Origin of the sequence: Nonomuraea thailandensis, from assembly GCF_024172165.1 — a bacterium.
Lineage (GTDB): Bacteria > Actinomycetota > Actinomycetes > Streptosporangiales > Streptosporangiaceae > Nonomuraea > Nonomuraea thailandensis.
In genome coordinates, this window is sequence record NZ_JAMZEB010000002.1 from 222,795 (window position 1) to 241,932 (window position 19,138).

13 protein-coding genes are annotated in these 19,138 nt (G+C 72.7%); 7 read left to right on the forward strand and 6 right to left on the reverse strand.

The window, feature by feature from the left end; translation table 11 throughout:
• Nucleotides 1-4: 4 nt before the first annotated feature.
• The 3 genes from HD597_RS05130 to HD597_RS05140 form a co-directional block, all read right to left on the reverse strand.
• A complete protein-coding gene (locus HD597_RS05130; protein WP_253740544.1) occupies nucleotides 5-934 on the reverse strand; it encodes an ABC transporter permease in 930 nt (309 codons plus the stop codon).
• Nucleotides 931-1,941, reverse strand: a complete 1,011-nt coding sequence (locus HD597_RS05135; protein ID WP_253740545.1) for a sugar ABC transporter substrate-binding protein — start codon at nucleotides 1,939-1,941, stop codon at nucleotides 931-933. Before HD597_RS05135 ends, HD597_RS05130 begins: the two co-directional genes overlap by 4 nt.
• Before the next feature lie 83 nt (nucleotides 1,942-2,024).
• Nucleotides 2,025-2,588 carry a thioredoxin family protein gene (locus HD597_RS05140; protein WP_253740546.1) on the reverse strand — a complete coding sequence of 188 codons (564 nt, stop codon included), beginning with the start codon at nucleotides 2,586-2,588 and terminating at the stop codon, nucleotides 2,025-2,027.
• Nucleotides 2,589-2,622: 34 nt separating this feature from the next.
• On the opposite strand from HD597_RS05140, the gene HD597_RS05145 reads away from it, so the two are divergent.
• Entirely contained in the window at nucleotides 2,623-2,997 is a 375-nt protein-coding gene (locus HD597_RS05145; RefSeq protein ID WP_253740547.1) for a VOC family protein, read from the forward strand.
• A gap of 83 nt (nucleotides 2,998-3,080) precedes the next feature.
• On the opposite strand, the gene HD597_RS05150 is transcribed toward HD597_RS05145, so the two are convergent.
• Nucleotides 3,081-5,585 (reverse strand): DNA gyrase/topoisomerase IV subunit A, encoded by a 2,505-nt coding sequence (locus HD597_RS05150; protein WP_253740548.1) that lies wholly within the window; start codon nucleotides 5,583-5,585, stop codon nucleotides 3,081-3,083.
• A 403-nt stretch (nucleotides 5,586-5,988) separates the two neighbouring features.
• Here HD597_RS05150 and HD597_RS05155 point away from each other — a divergent pair, with 403 nt between their 5' ends.
• Both HD597_RS05155 and HD597_RS05160 read left to right on the forward strand, forming a co-directional pair.
• Nucleotides 5,989-6,810, forward strand: coding sequence for a TauD/TfdA dioxygenase family protein (locus tag HD597_RS05155; RefSeq protein WP_253740549.1), 822 nt, complete (start codon nucleotides 5,989-5,991; stop codon nucleotides 6,808-6,810).
• A 181-nt stretch (nucleotides 6,811-6,991) separates the two neighbouring features.
• Nucleotides 6,992-9,106 (forward strand): RecQ family ATP-dependent DNA helicase, encoded by a 2,115-nt coding sequence (locus HD597_RS05160; protein ID WP_253740550.1) that lies wholly within the window; start codon nucleotides 6,992-6,994, stop codon nucleotides 9,104-9,106.
• Here HD597_RS05160 and HD597_RS05165 read toward each other — a convergent pair.
• Both HD597_RS05165 and HD597_RS05170 read right to left on the reverse strand, forming a co-directional pair.
• On the reverse strand, nucleotides 9,096-11,813 hold the full coding sequence (locus tag HD597_RS05165; protein ID WP_253740551.1) for an ABC transporter substrate-binding protein: 2,718 nt from the start codon (nucleotides 11,811-11,813) through the stop codon (nucleotides 9,096-9,098). The two genes, HD597_RS05160 and HD597_RS05165, sit on opposite strands and share 11 nt — an antisense overlap.
• A 57-nt stretch (nucleotides 11,814-11,870) precedes the next feature.
• Nucleotides 11,871-12,764 (reverse strand): carbohydrate kinase family protein, encoded by an 894-nt coding sequence (locus tag HD597_RS05170; protein ID WP_253740552.1) that lies wholly within the window; start codon nucleotides 12,762-12,764, stop codon nucleotides 11,871-11,873.
• Nucleotides 12,765-12,919: 155 nt separating this feature from the next.
• Between HD597_RS05170 and HD597_RS05175 the strand changes: the two genes are divergently transcribed.
• From HD597_RS05175 to HD597_RS05190, 4 genes are all read left to right on the forward strand, one after another.
• Nucleotides 12,920-15,610 carry a bifunctional acetate--CoA ligase family protein/GNAT family N-acetyltransferase gene (locus tag HD597_RS05175; protein WP_253740553.1) on the forward strand — a complete coding sequence of 897 codons (2,691 nt, stop codon included), beginning with the start codon at nucleotides 12,920-12,922 and terminating at the stop codon, nucleotides 15,608-15,610.
• A gap of 378 nt (nucleotides 15,611-15,988) precedes the next feature.
• A complete protein-coding gene (locus tag HD597_RS05180; protein ID WP_052422317.1) occupies nucleotides 15,989-16,579 on the forward strand; it encodes a DUF5998 family protein in 591 nt (196 codons plus the stop codon).
• A gap of 507 nt (nucleotides 16,580-17,086) precedes the next feature.
• Nucleotides 17,087-18,199: an alkaline phosphatase family protein gene (locus HD597_RS05185; protein WP_253740554.1), complete on the forward strand. Its 1,113-nt coding sequence runs from the start codon at nucleotides 17,087-17,089 to the stop codon at nucleotides 18,197-18,199.
• On the forward strand, nucleotides 18,196-19,014 hold the full coding sequence (locus HD597_RS05190) for a sulfurtransferase (protein WP_253740555.1): 819 nt from the start codon (nucleotides 18,196-18,198) through the stop codon (nucleotides 19,012-19,014). The genes HD597_RS05185 and HD597_RS05190 overlap by 4 nt, the downstream gene beginning before the upstream one ends.
• The last annotated feature ends 124 nt before the right edge of the window (nucleotides 19,015-19,138 follow it).

A 19,138-nucleotide genomic window follows, 5' to 3' on the forward strand; every position in this document is an offset into this window, starting at 1 on the left:
CCTGTCAAACGCCTCGATGCCTGAGCCGCTGATCGAGAGTCACCGCCCCCAGGATCAGCAGTCCTTCGACGATCGGGCGGTAGGTGGTGTTCCAGCCGAGCAGGTTGAAGCCGTTCCCGATGAGCGTCAGGATCAGCACGCCCACCATGCCGCGCCAGACCGCGCCCTGCCCGCCGAGGATGCTCGTCCCGCCGATCACGACCGCCGCGATGGCGGTCAGCTCCAGCAGCGTGCCCAGGTCCGACTGTGCCGAGCCGCCCCGCGCGGCCAGCACCAGCCCGGCCAGGGCCGCGCAGACCCCGCTGATCGCGAAGACGCCCACGCGGACCGAGCGCACGCCGATCCCGGACAGCCAGGCCGCCGCGGGGTTCCCGCCCACCGCGTACACCCGGCGGCCGAACGTGGTGCCCGACAGCAGCACCGACGTGACGACGGCCACCGCGACCAGCAGCAGCGAGGCCGCGGTGACGCCGCCCAGCACGGTCGGCCAGCTCAGCGACTGGAACGCCGCCAGCCGGGACGGGCCGGGGTAGACGATCGCGCCGCCGGTGATGACCAGCGCCAGGCCCCGGTGCACCAGGCCGAGCGCCAGCGTGACGATGAACGAGTGCACCCGCGACAGCACCACGATCACGCCGTTGACCGTGCCGAGCAGGGCCCCGGTCGCGACCGCCGCCGCGTACCCGGCGGGCACGCCGGCGCGCTCGGTGACGACCACCGCCACGATGGCGCTCACGGCGAGCACCGCGCCGGCCGACAGGTCGAACACGCCGCAGATCACGCACAGCGTCATGCCGCACGCCAGCAGCCCCACCACGACGGCCTGGTCGAGCAGGTTGACGAGGTTCCCCGGCGTCAGGAACGTGTCCGTGGCCAGCCAGAGCAGCACCACCAGGCCCGCGGCCGCGGCGAGGATGCCGTGGTCGCGGGTCATTCGTCGTATTCGCCGCGCACCTGGGCCAGCGCGTCCTTGGTGCCCATGGCCGTGCCGGGCGCGACGTCGGTCATCACGTTCGTGGCGGGCACGCTCCCGCCCCGCGCCCTGGCCAGGCCCAGCTCGGCGGCCTTGGCACCGAGGGTCTTGACGGGCAGGTAGTACGCGCCGAACCAGCGGCCCTGCTGGACCGCCTCGACGGTCTGGCGGGAGGCGCCGTTGGCCACGTACAGGATGTCCTTGCCCTTGGCCACGGCCTCGGCGCCGAGCACGGCCTGGGAGGAGCCGATGACCACGTCGATGCCGGGGTCCTTCTGCAGGATGTCCTGCATGGCCTTGCGCCCGCTCTCCTGCGTGTAACCGCCCTCGACCCGTGCCTTGACCCGCACGCCCGGTGCGGCCTCCAGCACGCCGACGGCCGCCTGGGTGCGGGCGTTGTCCAGGGGCAGCGCCTTCAGGCCCTCCAGGTAGGCGACCTCGCAGGGGCTCAGCTTCCTGCTCCGGCAGGCCTCGATCGCCAGCCGGCCGAGGCCCTCGCCGTTCAGCGTGGGCACGTCTACGAGCGTGATCGTGCCCTCGACCTGCGGCTCGGCGGTGTCGTAGCGGGTGCCGACGGGGGTGAACTGCACGACGACCGTGATCCCGGCCCGCACGGCCGACTGGATCGCGGGCACCACGGCCGCCCCGTCGTTGGCCTGCACGACGAACACGTCGAACCGCTTGGCCGTGACCGCGTCCTGGAGCTGCCGCACCTGGGCCTGGGCGTCGAAGTTCGAGTCGAGGAACTCGGCCGTGGCGCCGCTCGCCCCGGCCTGCTCCTCGACCCCGGCGAACGTGGCCGCGGAGAAGGAGTTGGCCTTGGCGAAGCCGAAGAAGCCGATCCGGCCCGCCCCGCCGGACGGAGCCGGGCCCGTGGCGCCGCCCGGCTGCTGCGCGGGGTTGACGCAGCCGGCGGCGAGCAGGGCCACCAGGGCCAGAGCGGGTAAGGCAGTCCGTGGTGCGACCATCGCGGTCTCCATTCGCGTCGTCGGTGACTCGCCCGGGACTGCTGGTGATCATAGAGCGACGGAGCGGGAGGAGACCAGCAAGATCACACGGGTTCGTTGCCCGGCTTCCACTTGACGCCGCATCCGAGCGACGGGTTCTGCCGCTCGGGCACCGGCCCGCCGTCGAGGAGGGCGTCGATGGCGGGCCGCAGGGACGCGCCGGTCACGGGCACGTCGTTGCCGGGCCGCGCGCCGTCGAACTCGCCCCGGTAGGCGAGCTGGAGCTGGGAGTCGTACAGGAAGAAGTCGGGGGTGCAGGCCGCGCGGTAGGCCTTGGCGACGTCCTGGGTGTCGTCCAGCAGGTACGGGAAGGTGAACCCGGCGCGAGCGGCCTGCTCCGCGAGGTGTGTGGGGTCGTCGTCGGGGTAGTTCACGCTGTCGTTGCTGCAGATGGCCACGATCGACAACCTCGCCCCGTAGTCCCTCGCCAGGGCGCCGAGGCCGGATTCGATGTGCCGCACGTACGGGCAGTGGTTCGAGAGGAAGACCACGAGAGTGGCGGGAGAGCCCTTGAGATCTTCGAGCGATACGCTGCCGCCGTCGATGGCGGTCAGGTCGAACGCGGGCGCGGGAGTGCCGAGCGGAACCATGAACGATTTGGCAGCCATGGCATCCATTGTCTCGTGAAAGGAGCCGATAGGCATGGGCGGCATCGCCGAGTTCAGAACCGTCGTGCTGGACTGCCCGGACCCCCGTGGGCTGGCCGAGTTCTACTCTCAGCTGCTGGGCTGGCCGGTCGTCTCGGTGGAGGAGGACTGGGTGGTGGTCAGCGACGGCGGCTCGCCCAAGCGGCTGGCCTTCCAGCTCGCCCCCGACCACCAGCCGCCCGTGTGGCCGAGCACCGACCGGCCGCAGCAGTTCCACCTCGACGTCACGGTGACGAACATGGACGAGGCGGAGCGGCAGGTGCTCAAGATCGGTGCGACCAAGCACGAGCACCAGCCCAGCGAGGATGACAGCTTCCGGGTGTTCCTCGACCCGGCGGGGCACCCGTTCTGCCTCTGCCAGGACCTGTAGGACTCCCGCTGCGGCGGCCCGGGCCGGGCGATAGGGGACTGCTCCCGGGCGGGCCGCCGCAACGGGTCATGCCGTCGCGGCGGCTACTCGTCCGCGGAGTCGTCGCCCGCGGGCGCCTGGCCGCCCGGCTCGGGCTCGGGGCCGGAGCCGAGGGCGCCGCCGACGGCGCCGATCGTGTGCGTCAGCCGCACGCCTGAGCCGTCCCTGCGGCCGATCTCGTCCGGCAGCGGCACCGGCTTGCCCACGGACGAGACGGCCTTGGCGGGCGCCGGGCCGGCCCAGGCCAGCAGCAGCTCGTCCTCGCCCTTGAGGAACCGCTGGGCCCGCACCCCGCCCGTCGCGCGCCCCTTGGCGGGGAACTCGGCGTAGTCGGACAGCTTGCCGCCGCCCACCTGCGTGCCGGGCAGCGCCGTGGAGGAGCCGGCGACGGTGACCACGTGCGCGGGACGCTCGGGATCGACCACCCCGAACCAGATCACCCTGGCTCCGCCGTCGAGCCGGATGCCGGCCATGCCGCCCGCCGGACGGCCCTGGGGCCGTACGAGCGAGGCGGAGTAGCGCAGGAGCTGCGCGTCGGAGGAGATGAACACCAGGTCGTGCGACTCCGACTCCAGCTCGGCCGCGCCCACCACGGTGTCGCCGTCCTTCAAGGTGATCACTTCGAAGTCGTCGCGGTTGGCCGGATAGTCGGGCACCACCCGCTTGACCACGCCCTGCGCCGTGCCCAGCGCCAGGCCGGGGCCGTCGGGGTCGAGGGAGCCCAGGCCGACCACCTTCTCGTCGGGTTGCAGCGACACGTACTCGGACACCGGATGCCCGCCCGACAACGACGGCGGGTTGGCCGACGGCGGCAGCGTGGGCAGATCGACGACCTGCACCCGGATCAGCCGCCCCTGGGAGGTGATCACGCCGACCTCGCCGCGCACGGAGGTGCGTACCACGCTGAGCAGCACGTCGTGCGCCGCGCGTTCGCCCTCGCCGGGCAGCGGCGTGGCGTCGGAGGTGCGGGCCAGCAGGCCGGTCGAGGAGAGCATGGCCAGGCACGGGTCGTCGGCCACCTGAAGATCCACCACGGGCGTGCGGGTGACGCCGGGCGCCTCCAGCAGGACCGTGCGGCGCGGCGTGCCGTACTTCTTGGCCACCTCGGACAGCTCGCCCGAGACCACCTGGCGGAGCTTGGCCTCGGAGGAGAGGATCTCGGTGAGCCTGGCGATCTCCTCGCTCAGCGTCTCCTTCTCGCGGTCGAGCTCCAGCTTGTCGTAGCGGGTCAGGCGGCGCAGCGGCGTGTCGAGGATGTAGGCGGCCTGGATGTCGGTCAGGTCGAAGACCTCCATCAGGCGGGTGCGCGCCTGCGCGGAGTCGTCGGAGGAACGGATGACCTGGATGACCTCGTCGATGTTGAGCAGCGCGATGATCAGGCCGTCGACCAGGTGCAGGCGCTCCTCGCGCTTGCGCCGCCTGAACTCCGACCTGCGGCGCACGACCTCCAGCCGGTGGTCGACGTAGACCTGCAGCAGCTCGCGCAGCCCGAGGGTGCGCGGCTCGCCGTCGACCAGGGCGACGTTGTTGATGCCGAAGGTCTCCTCCATCGGCGTCAGCCGGTAGAGCTCCTCCAGGACGGCCTCGGGGATGAAACCGTTCTTGATCTCGATGACCAGCCGCAGGCCCTTGTGCCGGTCGGTGAGGTCCTTCAGGTCGGCGATGCCCTGGAGCCTCTTGCTGGTCACCAGCTCCTTGATCTTGGTGACCACGCGCTCGGGGCCGACGTTGTAGGGCAGCTCGGTGACGATGATGCCCTTGCGCCGGGGCGTGATCTGCTCGACCGCGCACTTGGCCCGCATGCGGAAGGTGCCGCGCCCCGTCTCGTACGCGTCGCGCACGCCCTGCAGCCCGATGATCGAGCCGCCGGTCGGCAGGTCCGGCCCCGGCACGTACCTCATCAGCTCGTCGAGCGTCGCGTCGGGCTTCTTGATCAGGTGGCGGGCGGCGGCCACGACCTCGACGAGGTTGTGCGGCGCCATGTTGGTGGCCATGCCCACCGCGATGCCGCTGGTGCCGTTGACCAGGAGGTTGGGGAACGCCGACGGCATGACCGTGGGCTCGGTCTCCTGGCCGTCGTAGTTGGGCTTGAAGTCGACGGTGTCCTCGTCGAGCGACTCGACCATGAGCATGGCCGCCGGGGCCAGCCTGGCCTCGGTGTATCGCATGGCGGCGGGCAGGTCGTCGGGGGAGCCGAAGTTGCCGTGGCCGTCGACCAGCGGCAGCCGCATGGAGAACGGCTGCGCCAGGCGGACCAGCGCGTCGTAGATGGCGCTGTCGCCGTGGGGGTGCAGCTTGCCCATGACGTCGCCGACAACGCGGGACGACTTGACGTGGCCGCGGTCGGGGCGCAGGCCCATCTCGCTCATCGAGTACAGGATGCGCCGCTGCACGGGCTTGAGACCGTCGCGCGCATCGGGCAGGGCGCGCTGATAGATCACTGAGTACGCGTACTCGAGGAAGCTCACGCGCATCTCGGCGGAGACGTCGATGTCGACGATCCGCTCCTCGAAGTCCTCAGGCGGGGGTGCAGTCGTGCGTCGGGCCATCTTGTGCTGCGCGGCTGCCTCGGCCGTCGCGCCGAGGGGAAGCGCATCCTCCTTCTGTTCTCGTGCTGTAACCGTAGCCGTCAGCCCGCTTGCGAAGCGTCAGATCGGCGTGCGAGGCGTCGACGTAACCTGCCCCCGTCGCGGGGATCCGACGTGTGTGCCCCTGGAGATGATGGCACGAGCCGGGTCTTGCGTGGCATATCAAGGGCGACGCTCACGCCACGGTAACGATCTTTCCGCATGAGGTCGACAGGTGCGATGAGAACGTCTTCTCCCGCATCGTACTCGATTTATCGCAGATGTGTTCGAGCAACGGGCAGGTCGCGATCCGGCGTCTTGACCAAGCAATTGCTTGGGTCGTACGTTCTGTCCGGGGGATTCCCACCTGTTCACCGGAGGCGACATGATCGAGTTCCATCCCGTGACCAAGCACATCGGCGCCGAGGTCACCGGGGTCGATCTGCGCAAGCCGCTGTCGCAGGAAGAGGTCGCGACCCTGCGGGCGGGCTGGCTCAAACACCTCGTGCTGTTCTTCCGCGACCAGCCCATCGACGACGATCAGCACCTGCAGTTCGCCCTGAACTTCGGCACGCTCAACCACCCGGCCTTCAAGAAGGACTCCGCCAGCCCCATCCACATCCTCGACCAGACCTCTCCCAAGGGGGAGGGCGGCGACGAATGGCACAGCGACAACACCTTCGAGCCGACACCGCCCATGGGATCGCTGCTGCGCTGCGTGCAACTCCCCAGTGTGGGCGGCGACACGTGCTGGGCGAACACCTACCTGGCGTACGAGTCGCTGTCCAAGCCGATCCAGCGGCTGTGCGACGAGCTGACGGCCGTGCACGACATCACGATGTCGATGAAGAAGGCCATCTCCAAGGGGCACCCGTTCGACCTGGCGGAGATCCAGGCGAAGTGGCCGCCGATCGAGCGGCCCGTGGTGCGCGTGCACGCCGAGACCGGCCGCAAGGCGCTCTTCGTCAACCGGGCCTCCACGACGCGGCTGGTCGGGCTGAGCGACCGGGAGAACGAGGCGCTGCTGCCGTTCCTGATCGACCACATCCGCTCGCCGGAGTTCCAGCTCCGCCTGCGGTGGCGGCCCGGCACGCTCGCCTTCTGGGACAACCGCCCGACCCAGCACTACGCCGTGGCCGACTACACCGAACGCCGCCGCATGCACCGCGTCACGATCAACGCCTTCCCCGAGCACGCCGACACATGACCGACGGCCCGCGCCTCGCCACGCCGACGGCCCACGGGGCGCGCGTCACGGCGGCCCGCCCGTGAACCGCAGGAGCGTCTCCCCGGACGGGGGCCGGCCAGGTGCGGCGGGTGGGGTGACGCCGGCTCTGCCGTAAGGGAAGGGGGCGGTTCCGGGGGGCGAGTCTGGTAACAAGGAGGGCATGATTGATGCCCCCGATGCCGCGATGCTGCGGGAAGAGGCGGAAGAGCGCCTGCAGGCGCTCGCCGGCGACCACGCTCGCCTCCGTGACGACCAGTGGGCCGCCATTGAGGCGCTGGTGCTCGACCGGCGCAGGGTGCTGGTCGTGCAGCGCACCGGATGGGGCAAGTCGGCCGTCTACTTCGTGGCCACCGCCCTGCTGCGCGAGCTCGGCGAGGGCCCCACCGTCATCGTCTCGCCGCTGCTCGCGCTCATGCGCAACCAGATCGCCGCCGCCGAGCGGGCGGGCATCAGGGCCGTCACGATCAACTCCGCCAATCCCGAGGCGTGGGAGGAGATCTACGGCCAGGTCGCCGAGGGCATGGTGGACGTGCTGCTGGTCAGCCCCGAGCGGCTCAACAACCCCGACTTCCGCGACAACGTCCTGCCCGAGCTGGCCGAGAGCGCCGGGCTCGTGGTGGTCGACGAGGCCCACTGCATCTCCGACTGGGGCCACGACTTCAGGCCCGACTACCGCAGGCTGTCCACGCTGTTCGCGGACCTGCCGCCGGGCATCCCCGTGCTGGCCACCACCGCCACCGCCAACGCGCGCGTCACCCGCGACGTGGCCGAGCAGCTGCGCCTGCCCGCCGAGCTGCGGCCCGAGGGCGACGACACGCTGGTGCTGCGCGGGCCGCTGGAGCGCGAGAGCCTGCACCTGAGCGTCGTCCGCCTGCCCGGCGCCGAGCAGCGCCTGGCCTGGCTGGCCCAGACCCTGCGCGAGCTGCCCGGCTCCGGCATCGTCTACACCCTCACCGTGGCCGCCGCCCACGAGATCGCCGGCTACCTGCGCGAGCAGGGGCTGGAGGTGGCCGCCTACTCCGGGCAGACCGAGCCCGCCGAGCGGCTGGCCGCCGAGGAGGCGCTGCTCAACAACAAGATCAAGGCACTGGTGGCGACGAGCGCGCTGGGCATGGGCTTCGACAAGCCCGACCTGGGGTTCGTCGTGCACGTGGGCGCGCCGCAATCGCCCGTCGCCTACTACCAGCAGGTCGGACGGGCCGGGCGCGGGGTCGAGCGGGCCGAGGTCATCCTGCTGCCCGGCACCGAGGACCGCGACATCTGGGCGTACTTCGCCTCGCTGGCCTTCCCGCCCGAGACCGTCGTCCGCACCACCCTGCGGACGCTGGAGGAGCGGGGCGTCATGTCCACCCCGGCCCTGGAGACGGCCGTCGACCTGAGCCGCAGCCGGCTGGAGATGATGCTCAAGGTCCTCGACGTGGACGGCGCCGTCCGCCGCGTCAAGGGCGGCTGGGAGGCCACCGGGGAGCCGTGGGCGTACGACACCGAGCGCTACCAGCGCATCGCCGCCGAGCGCCGGGCCGAGCAGGAGGCCATGCTCGCCTACCTCACCACGACCGAGTGCCGCGAGCAGTTCCTGCGCAGGCACCTCGACGACGACGCCGCCATGCCGTGCGGCCGCTGTGACAACTGCACGGGGCGGCACCGCTCCGCGGACATCGGCGCCCAGGCCGTCGAGAGCGCCCGCGAGCGGCTGAGCAGGCCGGGCGTCGAGATCGAGGCCCGCAAGCAGTGGCCGACCGGCATGCCCGACCTGTCCGGGCGGATCAAGCCCGAGCTGGGCGCCGAGCCCGGCAGAGCGCTCGGGCGGCTGACCGACATCGGGTGGGGGAACCGGCTGCGGGAGCTGTTCGCGGGCGAGGACGGGCCGATGCCGGACGACATGTTCGCGGCCGTGATCAAGGTTCTGTCCGCCTGGGACTGGCGCGAGAGGCCCGTCGCCGTGGTGAACGTGCCGTCCGCGTCGCGGCCCCTGCTGGTACGCGGGTTCGCCGAGCGGCTGGCCCAGGTCGGGCGGCTGACGTACCTGGGTGAGCTGGGCTACCGGTCCGGCACGCCGGGCAAGCAGTTCAACAGCGCCAAGCGGGTGCAGGCGATCAGGGGCACCCTGGCCATGCCCAAGGAGCTGGGCGTCGCGATCGCCCAGTGCGGCGGGCCGGTGCTGCTCGTGGACGACCGCGTGGACACCGGGTGGACGATGACGCTCGCCGCGGCCCAGGTCCGCCACGCGGGCGCGCCCGCCGTCCTGCCGCTGGCCCTGGCGGTCACGAGCTGACGGCGCCCACCCCCATGCTCACCAGGTCGTAGTCGCCGAACACCGGGTTGACGTGCAGGTTGGTCGCCGTGGCGCCGCGCAGCAGCAACGTGCGGCGCCACGTCGTCGGCACCAGCACCGCCTCCTCGGCCACCCGCTGCTCCGCCCGCGCCCACAGCCCGGCCCGCGCCTTCGGGTCGGGCTCCGCTCTCGCCTTGTCCAGGAGCTCGTCCACGGCGGGCAGGCGCACGGTGAGGTTGACCGAAGGCGCGTCCTCCACGAGCTCCCTGCTGTCCACGAGGGCGGGCAGGTAGGTGTAGGTGTCGGGCCAGTCGGGGGCCCAGGCCTTGGCGACGAGCCCGACGCCGTTCTTCTTCAGGCTCGCCGGGACACCCCCGAACTCCTTGTGGAACCTCTCCACCGGCGCGTGGTCCAGCGTGACCTCGATGCCGACCTTGGCCAGGCTGTCCCGCACGGCCTGCGCGGCCTCCTTCTCGCCGGGGAGCTCCCGGTAGATGTACCTGGTGCTGAAACCGTCCGGCCGCCCGCACCGCGTCAGTGCCTCGCGGGCGCCGGCCTGGTCGCCCCCCGGCGACAGGCCGGGGTCACGGTAGTGCTCGCCCGGCAGGTCCGGCGGCACCAGGGACGTGGGCACCTGCTCCGGCAGCGCGCGCGAGGCCGTGGACACGGCCTCCAGTTCGAGCGCGCGGACCACGGCGCGGCGGCACTCCAGCTTGTCGAGCGGCGGCACCTGCGGGTTGATCGCCAGGGTGCGCACGGCCACCACGGGCGCGTCCGCGCGTGCCCTGAGCACGGGGTCGGCGAGGATCCGCGCGTACGCGTCGTCCGGCAGGAAGCCGCCCATCTCGGTGTTGCCCGCCTCCAGCAGGCCGGTCACCTGGGCGGCGTCCATGCCGTAGGTGAACACGAAACGGTCGGGGAGCGCCGTGCGGTTGGGATCGGTGGCCGCGTCCCAGTGGGGGTTGCGGGCCAGCGCGACGTAGTCCTGCCGGGTGCTCTCGATCCGGTACGGCCCGGACGACACCACGGCCGACTTGTAGCCGCCGCGCGTGTCGCGCGCCTTCGGCACCGGGATCGTCTCGGGGAGCTGGACGACGTGGTCGAACGTGGCCAGCGGCTTGCGCAGGTGGAAGACGATGGTCCGGTCGTCCGGGGTCTCGATCGCCTGGTCGGTGCCGGTGCCGGGGGACTTGTACGGGCCCTCGTAGCCGGTGGGGAGGTCGAGCAGGACGTCGAAGAACAGGCCGCCCTGGGCGAAGCCGGGGTCCATGCTGCGCAACACCGCGTACTTCACGTCCTGCGAGGTGATCGGCGTCCCGTCCTGATATTTCACGCCTTGCCGGAGTCTGTAGGTCCAGGTCCTGCCCCCGTCGCCCGACCGGCCGAGGCTCTCCGCCAGGTCAGGGACGATCTCCGTGCCCGCCTGGCCCGCGGCGGGCCTGAACATCGTCAGCGAGCGGCCGTAGAGGCGCACCATGTTCCGCGAGTACGTGGAGAACATGTCCCCCGGATCGGTGGACTCCAGCAGCGCCTGCGAGGACACGCGTACCGTGCCGCCCTTCTCGCGGGACGGGCGCACGACGGAGGTGAGCGCGCTGCCGTACCCGGTGGCGGGCGGGCTCGCCGCGGGGTTTTCGGCGAGGCTCGCCGTGGGGGTCGGCGCCGGGCTCCCTGAGTCGTTGAGCCGCACGACCGCCCAGGCCGCGAGCCCCACGACGAGCGCCGTCGCCGCCGCGCTCAGCGACACCAGCAACCTCCGCCCGCCCTTGGCCGCCGCCGGGGCGGTCGAGTGCGGCGCCGGCGGATACGGCGCCGGCTCCCATCGGGCCCCGGGCCCGCCCGCACCGCTGCCGGCACGCGGCACCGGAACGGTCGGGCCGGCCTGCGGCACGCCGGCCGGCGCCGAGGTGCGGATGAGCTCCTGCAGCAGCCGATCGGCCGTGGGCCGCTGACGCGCGTCCTTGGACAGTGCGGCCCGCAGCAACGGCACGATCGAGCCGGGCACCCCCGATAAGTCAGGCTCCATGTTCATGATCCGGTGCATCACCACCGGCAACGCCCCGAACCCGAACGGCCCCCGCCCCGTGGCCGCGAACACCATGGTCCCGGCCCACGCGAACACGTCACTGGCCGGAAGCGGCTCCCCCAGGAACTGCTCGGGCGCCATGAACGCGGGAGTGCCCACCACGCTCGTGCTCACGCTCTGACTCACGTCGAGCGCCCGCGCGATCCCGAAGTCGATCACCCGCGGCCCGCCCGGCCCGAGCAGCACGTTGCCCGGCTTGAAGTCCCGGTGGATCACCCCGGCCCGGTGGATGGCGGCCAGCGCGGTGGCAGTGGCCACGGCCAGCCGCGCCAGCGCCGTCGCCTGCAGGGGCCCCTCGGTGGTCACCTGCCGGTGCAGGGAGGGCCCGTCGACGTACTCGCCGACGATGTACGGCCGCCCGTCGGCCTCGCCCACGTCCAGCACCCGCGCCGTGCAGAACTCGGCCACCCGCCGCGCGGAGTCGGCCTCGCGCAGGAAGCGCCGCACGGCCCGCTCGTCCTCGGCGAACCTCGTGTGCAGCAGCTTGACGGCCACCTGCTCCCCGGACGGCGCCAGCCCCAGGTAGACGCTGCCCTGCCCGCCCTCCCCGAGGAAACCGGTGAGCTCGTAGGAGGCGATGGAGGACGGATCACTCGAACGCAACGGGCGCACGCCGGCCATCGGCCTCCTCATCCGCGGGCAGTCAGGGATCTTCCACCCTAACGCCGTCGAACGGGCCTAGAACGGCGGTCGCGCACCCAGGTGCATGATCGCCTTGGCCGCCAGCCGGCAACCGGAGGACAGCGCCTCGGCCGGCGGCTTGCCCTCCAGCCAGGCGGGCAGGAACCCGGCGCAGAACGCGTCACCCGCGCCCGTGCCGTCAACGATCTTGTCGACCGGGTCGGCGGCCACGTGCACCGGGTCGGGGCGGCCGTTGCTGAACCACAGCGCGCCCTCGGAGTTCATCTTGATCACGACCTGCGGGAACCACGCGGTCAGCACCTTGGCGGCGGCCTCGGCGTCGTCGCGGCCGGTCAGCACCTTGGCCTGGTCGATGTTGGCGAACAGCAGCTTGGCGCCGTTGGTCCACTCCAGGAACGGCTCGGCGCCCGTGCGCTCCAGCGGCGCGGAGGAGGCGCAGTCGACCGAGATCGACATCCCGGAGCGCCTGGCCATGTCGAGCGCCGCGAGCCCGGCGTCGCGCGAGCCCTCGTTGATCAGCGTGTAGCCCGACAGGTGCAGGTGCGCGCCCTGGGTGAACAGGTCGCGCGGCAGGTCCTCGGGGGACAGGGCCGCGTTCGCGCCGGGGTCGGAGAGCATCGTGCGCTCGCCCTTGTGGGTGACCAGCACCACGCAGGTGCCGGTCGGCCGCTCGGGGTCCATGACGAGCCGGGCGTCGACGCCGTAGCCCATCAGCTCCATGTCGCGGTTGCGGCCCGTGATGTCGGCGCCCCTGCGGCCGATGAAGGCCACCTCGGCGCCCTCGACGGCCAGCCAGGAGGAGATGTTGGCCCCCGAGCCACCGCCGTGCATGGTCACGATCGCCGGGGTGTCGCTCGCCCGGGCGAGCGCATAACGGGCGCGAGCGACCGCGTCGGTCATGAGATCGCCCACCACGACGACCCGCGTCATGATGTCACCACCTTGCTGCCTTCAGATCGAGCCTGACCACGGCTGAGACGCCACGGCAAAAGTAACAGCTTCCGGGCTGCTCGTGGGGCGTACCCCGGAGACCGGGCAGGAGTCGATGCACAAGCGTTGCCCAACAGGGCCCCTGGTCTTGGCATATGGGATGCGGGTTTACAGTCGAGACTGTGGAGGCACAATATCCGGCTCACTGGGAGGCCGATGTCGTCCTGGCCGACGGCGGCACCGCGCACGTCCGCCCGATCAGGCCCGCCGACGCCGACCGCCTCCGTTCCTTCTACTCGAGGCTGTCCGACGAGTCGATCTATTTCCGGTTCTTCGGGCCGCGTCCCCGGCTCTCCGACCGCGAGGTCGAGCGCTTCACGAACGTCGACTACGTCGGCCGCGTCGCGCTGATCGCCACCATCGGCGCCGAGATGGTGGCCGTGATCCGCTACGACCGCACCGGCCCCGGCGAGGCCGAGGTCGCCTTCCTCGTCGAGGACGCGCACCAGGGCAGGGGCGTGGCCTCCGTCCTGCTGGAGCACCTGGCGGCCACGGCGCGCGAGCGCGGCATCGAGCGGTTCGTCGCCGACGTGCTGCCCGCCAACATGCGCATGACGGGGCTGCTGCGGCAGGCCGGCTACACGGCCCAGAGCCAGTTCGAGGACGGCGTCGTCCGCATGACGCTCGACCTCACCCCCACCGACACCTCCACCGAGGTGACGATCTCCCGCGAGCACCGCGCGGAGTCCCGCTCGATCGCCAGGCTCCTCACCCCCGGCTCCGTCGCCGTCATCGGCGCCTCCCGCGAGCCGGGCGGCGTGGGCCAGACCGTGCTGCGCAACCTCCTGGCCGCCGACTTCACCGGCCCCGTCTATCCCGTGCACCGCGAGGTGCGGGCGGTGGCGGGCGTGCGGGCGTACCCGAGCGTGAGCGAGATCGACGGCGACGTCGACCTCGCGGTGGTGGCCGTGCCGGCCGAGGGCGTGCTCGACGTCGTCAAGGAGTGCGCGGAGAAGGGGGTGCACGGCCTGGTCGTGGTCTCCTCCGGCTTCGGCGAGACCGGCGACCAGGGCAGGGCCAGGCAGGACGAGCTGGCCCGCATCGCCCGCTCCTACGGCCTGCGCGTCGTGGGCCCCAACTGCCTCGGCATCGCCAACACCGACCCGGCCGTCAAGCTCAACGCCACCCTGGCCGCCACCGTCCCCGGCAGGGGAAGGGTGGGCTTCTTCAGCCAGTCGGGCGCGCTCGGCACCGCGCTCCTGCAGCGGGTGGCGCAGCGCGGCATGGGCATCTCCTCGTTCGTCTCCGCGGGCAACAGGGCCGACGTCTCGGGCAACGACCTGTTGCAGTACTGGGAGGAGGACGACTCCACCGAGGTCATCCTGCTCTACCTGGAGTCGCTCGGTAACCCGCGCAAGTTCACCCGGCTGGCCAGGCGCATCGCGCGCAGCAAGCCCGTCGTGGTGGTCAAGAGCGGCGGCACCCCCTCCGGGCACTCGGCCGAGGAGCTGGGCCTGCCCGACTCGGCGATCAGCTCGCTGTTCGAGCAGGCGGGCCTGATCAGGGTCGACGACCTCATCCAGCTCTTCGACGTGGGCCAGCTCCTCGCCTACCAGCCGCTGCCCGCGGGCCCGCGGGTCGCGCTCGTGACCAACTCCGACGCGCTCGGCCTGCTGGCCGCGCACGCCTGCCGCGCCGTCGGCCTGGAGCCGCGCGCCCCCGTCAACCTCGGCCCCGCCGCCGGCGCCGCCGAGTACGGCGCCGCCCTCGCCGGCGAGCTGGCCTCGCCCGACGTCGACGCGGCCGTCGTCATCTACATGCCGCCCATCCCCGGACGCACCGAGGAGGTCGCCGACGAGCTGCTGAAGGCGTCGAAGGGCTCGGGCAAGCCGGTGCTGGCAACCTTCCGCGGGCACCTCGGCATGCATCCCGCCCTGCGCGTGCCCGGCCCCTCGGCGCCCTCGCGCGGCTCCATCCCGTCGTACGCGGCGCCGGAGGAGGCCGTGCGGGCCCTGGCCCACGTGGTCCGCTACGCCACGTGGCGCGCCCAGCCCTCGACACCGCCGCATGAGCTCGACGGCATCGACACCGTGCGCGCCAGGGCGCTCGTCCACGAGACGCTGTCCGGCAGCGCGCCCGACGCCGAGGCCGCACCCGCCGGGTTCGCGCAGGCCGGGCCGCCGGTCGAGATCGACGCCACCGAGCTGCTGTCCTGCTACGGTCTGACCGTCTGGCCCGCCGAGGTCGTGCGCTCCGCCGGCGAGGCCGTGGCCGCCGCCGAACGCCTCGGCTGGCCGGTGGTGGTCAAGGTGGCCGACCCCGGCGCCTCCCGCCGCGCCGGCACCGTGCGGCTGGGGCTGACGGGGCCCGAGATGGTGCGCAACGCCTACACCGAGTTCGCCGAGCTGTTCGGCGAAGGGGTGGAGCTGGCGGTCCAGCGCATGGCGCCGCAGCCCGCCGTGCCCACGGTCGTCGGCGTCGTCGAGGACCCCGCGTTCGGGCCGGTCGTGTCGTTCGGGCTGGGCGAGGTGACCGCGCGCCTGCTACAGGACCAGGGCTTCCGCCTGGCGCCGCTGACCGGCGAGGACGCCGCCGCCCTCGTGCGGACCGTCCGCGCCGCGCCGCTGCTGTTCGGCGAGTACGGTTACCCGCCCGTGGCGGTGGACGCCCTCGAGGAGCTGCTCGTACGGGTGGGCCGGCTGGCCCACGACCTGCCGGAGGTGGCCCGGCTCGACCTGGACCAGGTGCTCGTGGGGGAGTCGGACGTCATGATCCTCGGCGCCCGCGCCATCCTCCGCACCCCTGCGGGCCCCCGCCTAGACGTCGGCCCCCGCCGGCTCTCCTGACCCGCCCGCCTCGACGTCGGCCCCCGCCCACTCTCCTGACCCCGCCGGCCTCGTCGCTCGGGCCGCCCGCCACAGGCCGGTCCGAGCGGTTCCGCCCGCGCTTCCGGCCGCCTCGGCACGGGCCGTGCGGGCAGCCCCTGACACGGGCGCCCTCGCGGCGCCTCGACACAGGCGGTCCGGCCGCGCGCGGCCGTGCTCATGCCCGCCTCGACGGGGGACTTCCGGGCCGGGCGGAGGCCGGCTCGGGCGTCTGCCGTCAGCGGATCCGCCCTCAGCGAATGAAGTGACCCAAGTGCCCGCTGTTGCCCAGACAGAAGACGTTATAGAGCGTTATGTCCGGCGGGTGAGTGCACTGCCCGGTCCTGGCAGGATGGAGCCATGAGGGAAACCCGAGTCTCAGCCGCGGGCCTGCGTGAAGCGATCGAGCGCAGCGGCTACTACCCCGACCTCGTCACCGATGCGGTCGAATCCGCGCTGGGCAAGGAGGCCGTGACCGCGTTCGTGGTCCACCACGAGGCGACCTTCGATCCCGCGATGGAGGTTCGCCGTCACGTCACCGTGCTCGTGCTGTCGGCGACGAGGCTGCTGGTCTGCCACACCGACGAGCACCCGGCGGTCGAGGGCGTCTCGGCGTCCCACGCCTCCACCACCACCGAGGCGGTCCGGCTGAGCCGCGTCCAGTCGGTGGCCGTCACCCGCGTCGTGCCCGACCCCGCCTCCTACGTTCCAGGCGTCCCTCCCACGGAGGTGACGCTCACGATCGGCTGGGGCGCCATCTCGCACGTGGACCTGGAGCCGGCGACGTGCGGCGACGAGAACTGCGAGGCCGACCACGGCTACACGGGCGCCATCACGGCCGACGACCTGTCGCTGCGGGTCAGCGAGGCCGCCGACGGCCCGGAGGCGGTCACCCACGTCCTCGCCTTCGCCAAGGCCCTCTCCGAAGCCACAGCCCGCGCCACGGCCTGACCCGCGCCACGCCCGATCCGCGCCACCCCCTGACCGAGCCGGCTCTGGCCTGGCGGCTCATGCGGCGCGACGCTGCGGCACCCTGGCACGACGGCGAGCGCTGCGCTGTGCGGCGGCCGGTGCTGGGCCTGGTGACTTGTGGCTGCGGCGTGATGACCGCTGCTCGGAGCGGTGTGCGTGAACGGCGGCACGGACCGGCTGCCGGGTGCCTGAAGCGCGCGGTGCACAAAGCGCGTGTTGCCACGGCGCGCGATGTATGAAGCGGCGTTGCGCCGATGGTGGCCCACCGGCGTACACGGCTTGTGATCGTTGAGCCCTCACGGTGGCAAGGCGGCGCCTTGCCGATCGCACGAGCCGGCCCGACACCGCTGATCGCCCAGCCACAGGAGCGGGAAGCAGGCGCCAGGAGCACGCGGCGAGGTGGCGATGCCGGCCGGGAGGCGGGCGGATCCCGGACGGTCGAGAACGACACGAGGCCGGAGATCACCCAAGGACTACACTGAGGGCATGCTGGTGCCGGGATACGGCAGTGGATCGCTGGCGGACGTGCCGCGGTCGCTGCTGGCCGCCCTCGGCCTGCGCGAGCCCAACGCGCTGGCCCTCGACCCCGTCGACCGGGTCTGCCTGTTCGTGGTCGACGGCCTGGGCGCCGATCTGCTGCGCGCACACCCAGAGGCCGCACCGTTCCTGTCCGGCATGACCGGCAGAACGCTCACCGCGGGCTTCCCCGCCACGACCGTCACGAGCCTGTGCACGCTGGGCACGGGCCTGACGCCGGGCGAGCACGGCATGGTCGGGCTGATGCTGGCCGTGCCGGGCACCGGCCACCTGTTCAACTGCCTGCGCTGGACGCTCCCCGACGGCCTGACGATGGACCCCGACGAGTGGCAGCCCGCCGCGACCGTCTACCAGCGCGCCGCCGAGGCCGGGGTCGAGCCCGTCTACGTGGCGCCCGCCGAGTTCGAGGGCACCGGCCTGACCAGGGCCGTCTACCGCGGCGTGCGTTACGTGGCCGCCGACTCCATCGACGACCGCGTGGCCCGCGTCCACGAGACGCTGCGCGAGCGGCGCCCCGCGTACGTGACCGTCTACTACGGCGACCTCGACGCGGCCGGACACATGGTGGGCTGGGGCAGCGACGAGTGGCTGCGCCAGCTCGGCATCGTCGACGACATGGCGCGGCGGCTGGCCGAGGGGCTGCCGCCCGGCTCCGCCCTGTACGTCACCGCCGACCACGGCATGATCAACGCCACCGAGAAGATCGACGCGGAGAGCGTCCCGGAGCTGACCGAAGGGGTGGCGCTGCTCGGCGGCGAGGCCAGGGCCAGGCACGTGTACGCCCGCCCGGGGGCCGCCAAGCAGGTGCTGGAGTCGTGGCGCGAGACCCTGCACGGCAAGGCGTGGGTGGTGTCGAGGCAGGAGGCGGTCGAGTCCGGCTGGTTCGGCCCCCGCGTGGCCGACGCGTGGCTCGCCCGCATCGGCGACGTCGTGGCCGTCCCGCACACCGACCTGGCCATCACCGCCCCCTCGACGCACCGCATCGAGGCGCTCTTCACCGGTTACCACGGCTCGCTCACGGCGGCCGAGCAGCACGTCCCGCTTCTGGAGGTTCAGTCGTGACCAGCCCGTTGATCAGCCCTGCCGAGCTGGCCGCCCTCGACGGCCCGACCGTGCTCGACGTGCGCTGGCGGCTCGGCGGCCCGCCCGGGCTGGACTTCTACCGCGAGGGCCACATCGAGGGCGCCGTCTACTGCGACCTCGACGCCGACCTCGCGGCCCCGCCCAGCGGTGGCGGGCGGCATCCGCTGCCGGAGGCGGGGGCGTTCCAGAGCGCCATGCGACGGCTGGGCGTCTTCAGCGGGCGGCCGGTGGTCGTCTACGACGACGCCGGCGCCACCGTCGCCGCCAGGGCCTGGTGGACGCTGCGCTACTTCGGCCACCAGGACGTGCGTGTCCTCGACGGCGGCCTGCCCGCCTGGATCGAGGCCGGGCTGCCGATCACGAAGGACGTCCCGCGGCCCGCGGAGGGCGACTTCACCGCGCGGCCGGGCGGGATGCCCGCGCTGACGGCCGACGAGGCGGCGGCGCTGGCGGGGCAGGGCGTGCTGCTCGACGCCCGGGCGGGGGAGCGCTACCGGGGCGAGGTGGAGCCGATCGATCCGGTGGCGGGGCACGTCCCCGGCGCGGTCAGCGCACCCACGACCGAGAACCTCGGCCCCGGCGGCCGGTTCCTCGCCGCGGACGCGCTGCGCGACCGCTTCGCCGGCCTGGGCGTGCGCGAAGGGGTGGCGACCGGCGCGTACTGCGGCTCCGGGGTGACGGCCGCCCACGAGGTGCTGGCCCTGGAGGTGGCCGGCCTGCCCGCGTCCCTGTACGTGGGCTCCTGGTCCGACTGGTCCGCCGACCCCTCTCGTCCGGTCGCGACGGGGGCTTAGGCTCTCCACCCATCCTTTACGGCAAGGCCAACGTCACCCCACCCGCCGCACGTGGCCGGCACCTGTCCAGGGAGACGCTCCGCCGGTTCACCGGCTGATCGCCGCAACGCGCGCCCCGTGGGCC

What these genes read in the sequence shown, in the direction of transcription:
- HD597_RS05130 (WP_253740544.1), bottom strand. Translation starts at nt 934, where the DNA reads ATGACCCGCGACCACGGCATCCTCGCCGCGGCCGCGGGCCTGGTGGTG.
- HD597_RS05135 (WP_253740545.1), bottom strand. Translation starts at nt 1,941, where the DNA reads ATGGTCGCACCACGGACTGCCTTACCCGCTCTGGCCCTGGTGGCCCTG.
- HD597_RS05140 (WP_253740546.1), bottom strand. Translation starts at nt 2,588, where the DNA reads ATGGCTGCCAAATCGTTCATGGTTCCGCTCGGCACTCCCGCGCCCGCG.
- HD597_RS05145 (WP_253740547.1), top strand. Translation starts at nt 2,623, where the DNA reads ATGGGCGGCATCGCCGAGTTCAGAACCGTCGTGCTGGACTGCCCGGAC.
- HD597_RS05150 (WP_253740548.1), bottom strand. Translation starts at nt 5,585, where the DNA reads ATGGCCCGACGCACGACTGCACCCCCGCCTGAGGACTTCGAGGAGCGG.
- HD597_RS05155 (WP_253740549.1), top strand. Translation starts at nt 5,989, where the DNA reads ATGATCGAGTTCCATCCCGTGACCAAGCACATCGGCGCCGAGGTCACC.
- HD597_RS05160 (WP_253740550.1), top strand. Translation starts at nt 6,992, where the DNA reads ATGATTGATGCCCCCGATGCCGCGATGCTGCGGGAAGAGGCGGAAGAG.
- HD597_RS05165 (WP_253740551.1), bottom strand. Translation starts at nt 11,813, where the DNA reads ATGGCCGGCGTGCGCCCGTTGCGTTCGAGTGATCCGTCCTCCATCGCC.
- HD597_RS05170 (WP_253740552.1), bottom strand. Translation starts at nt 12,764, where the DNA reads ATGACGCGGGTCGTCGTGGTGGGCGATCTCATGACCGACGCGGTCGCT.
- HD597_RS05175 (WP_253740553.1), top strand. Translation starts at nt 12,920, where the DNA reads ATGGGATGCGGGTTTACAGTCGAGACTGTGGAGGCACAATATCCGGCT.
- HD597_RS05180 (WP_052422317.1), top strand. Translation starts at nt 15,989, where the DNA reads ATGAGGGAAACCCGAGTCTCAGCCGCGGGCCTGCGTGAAGCGATCGAG.
- HD597_RS05185 (WP_253740554.1), top strand. Translation starts at nt 17,087, where the DNA reads ATGCTGGTGCCGGGATACGGCAGTGGATCGCTGGCGGACGTGCCGCGG.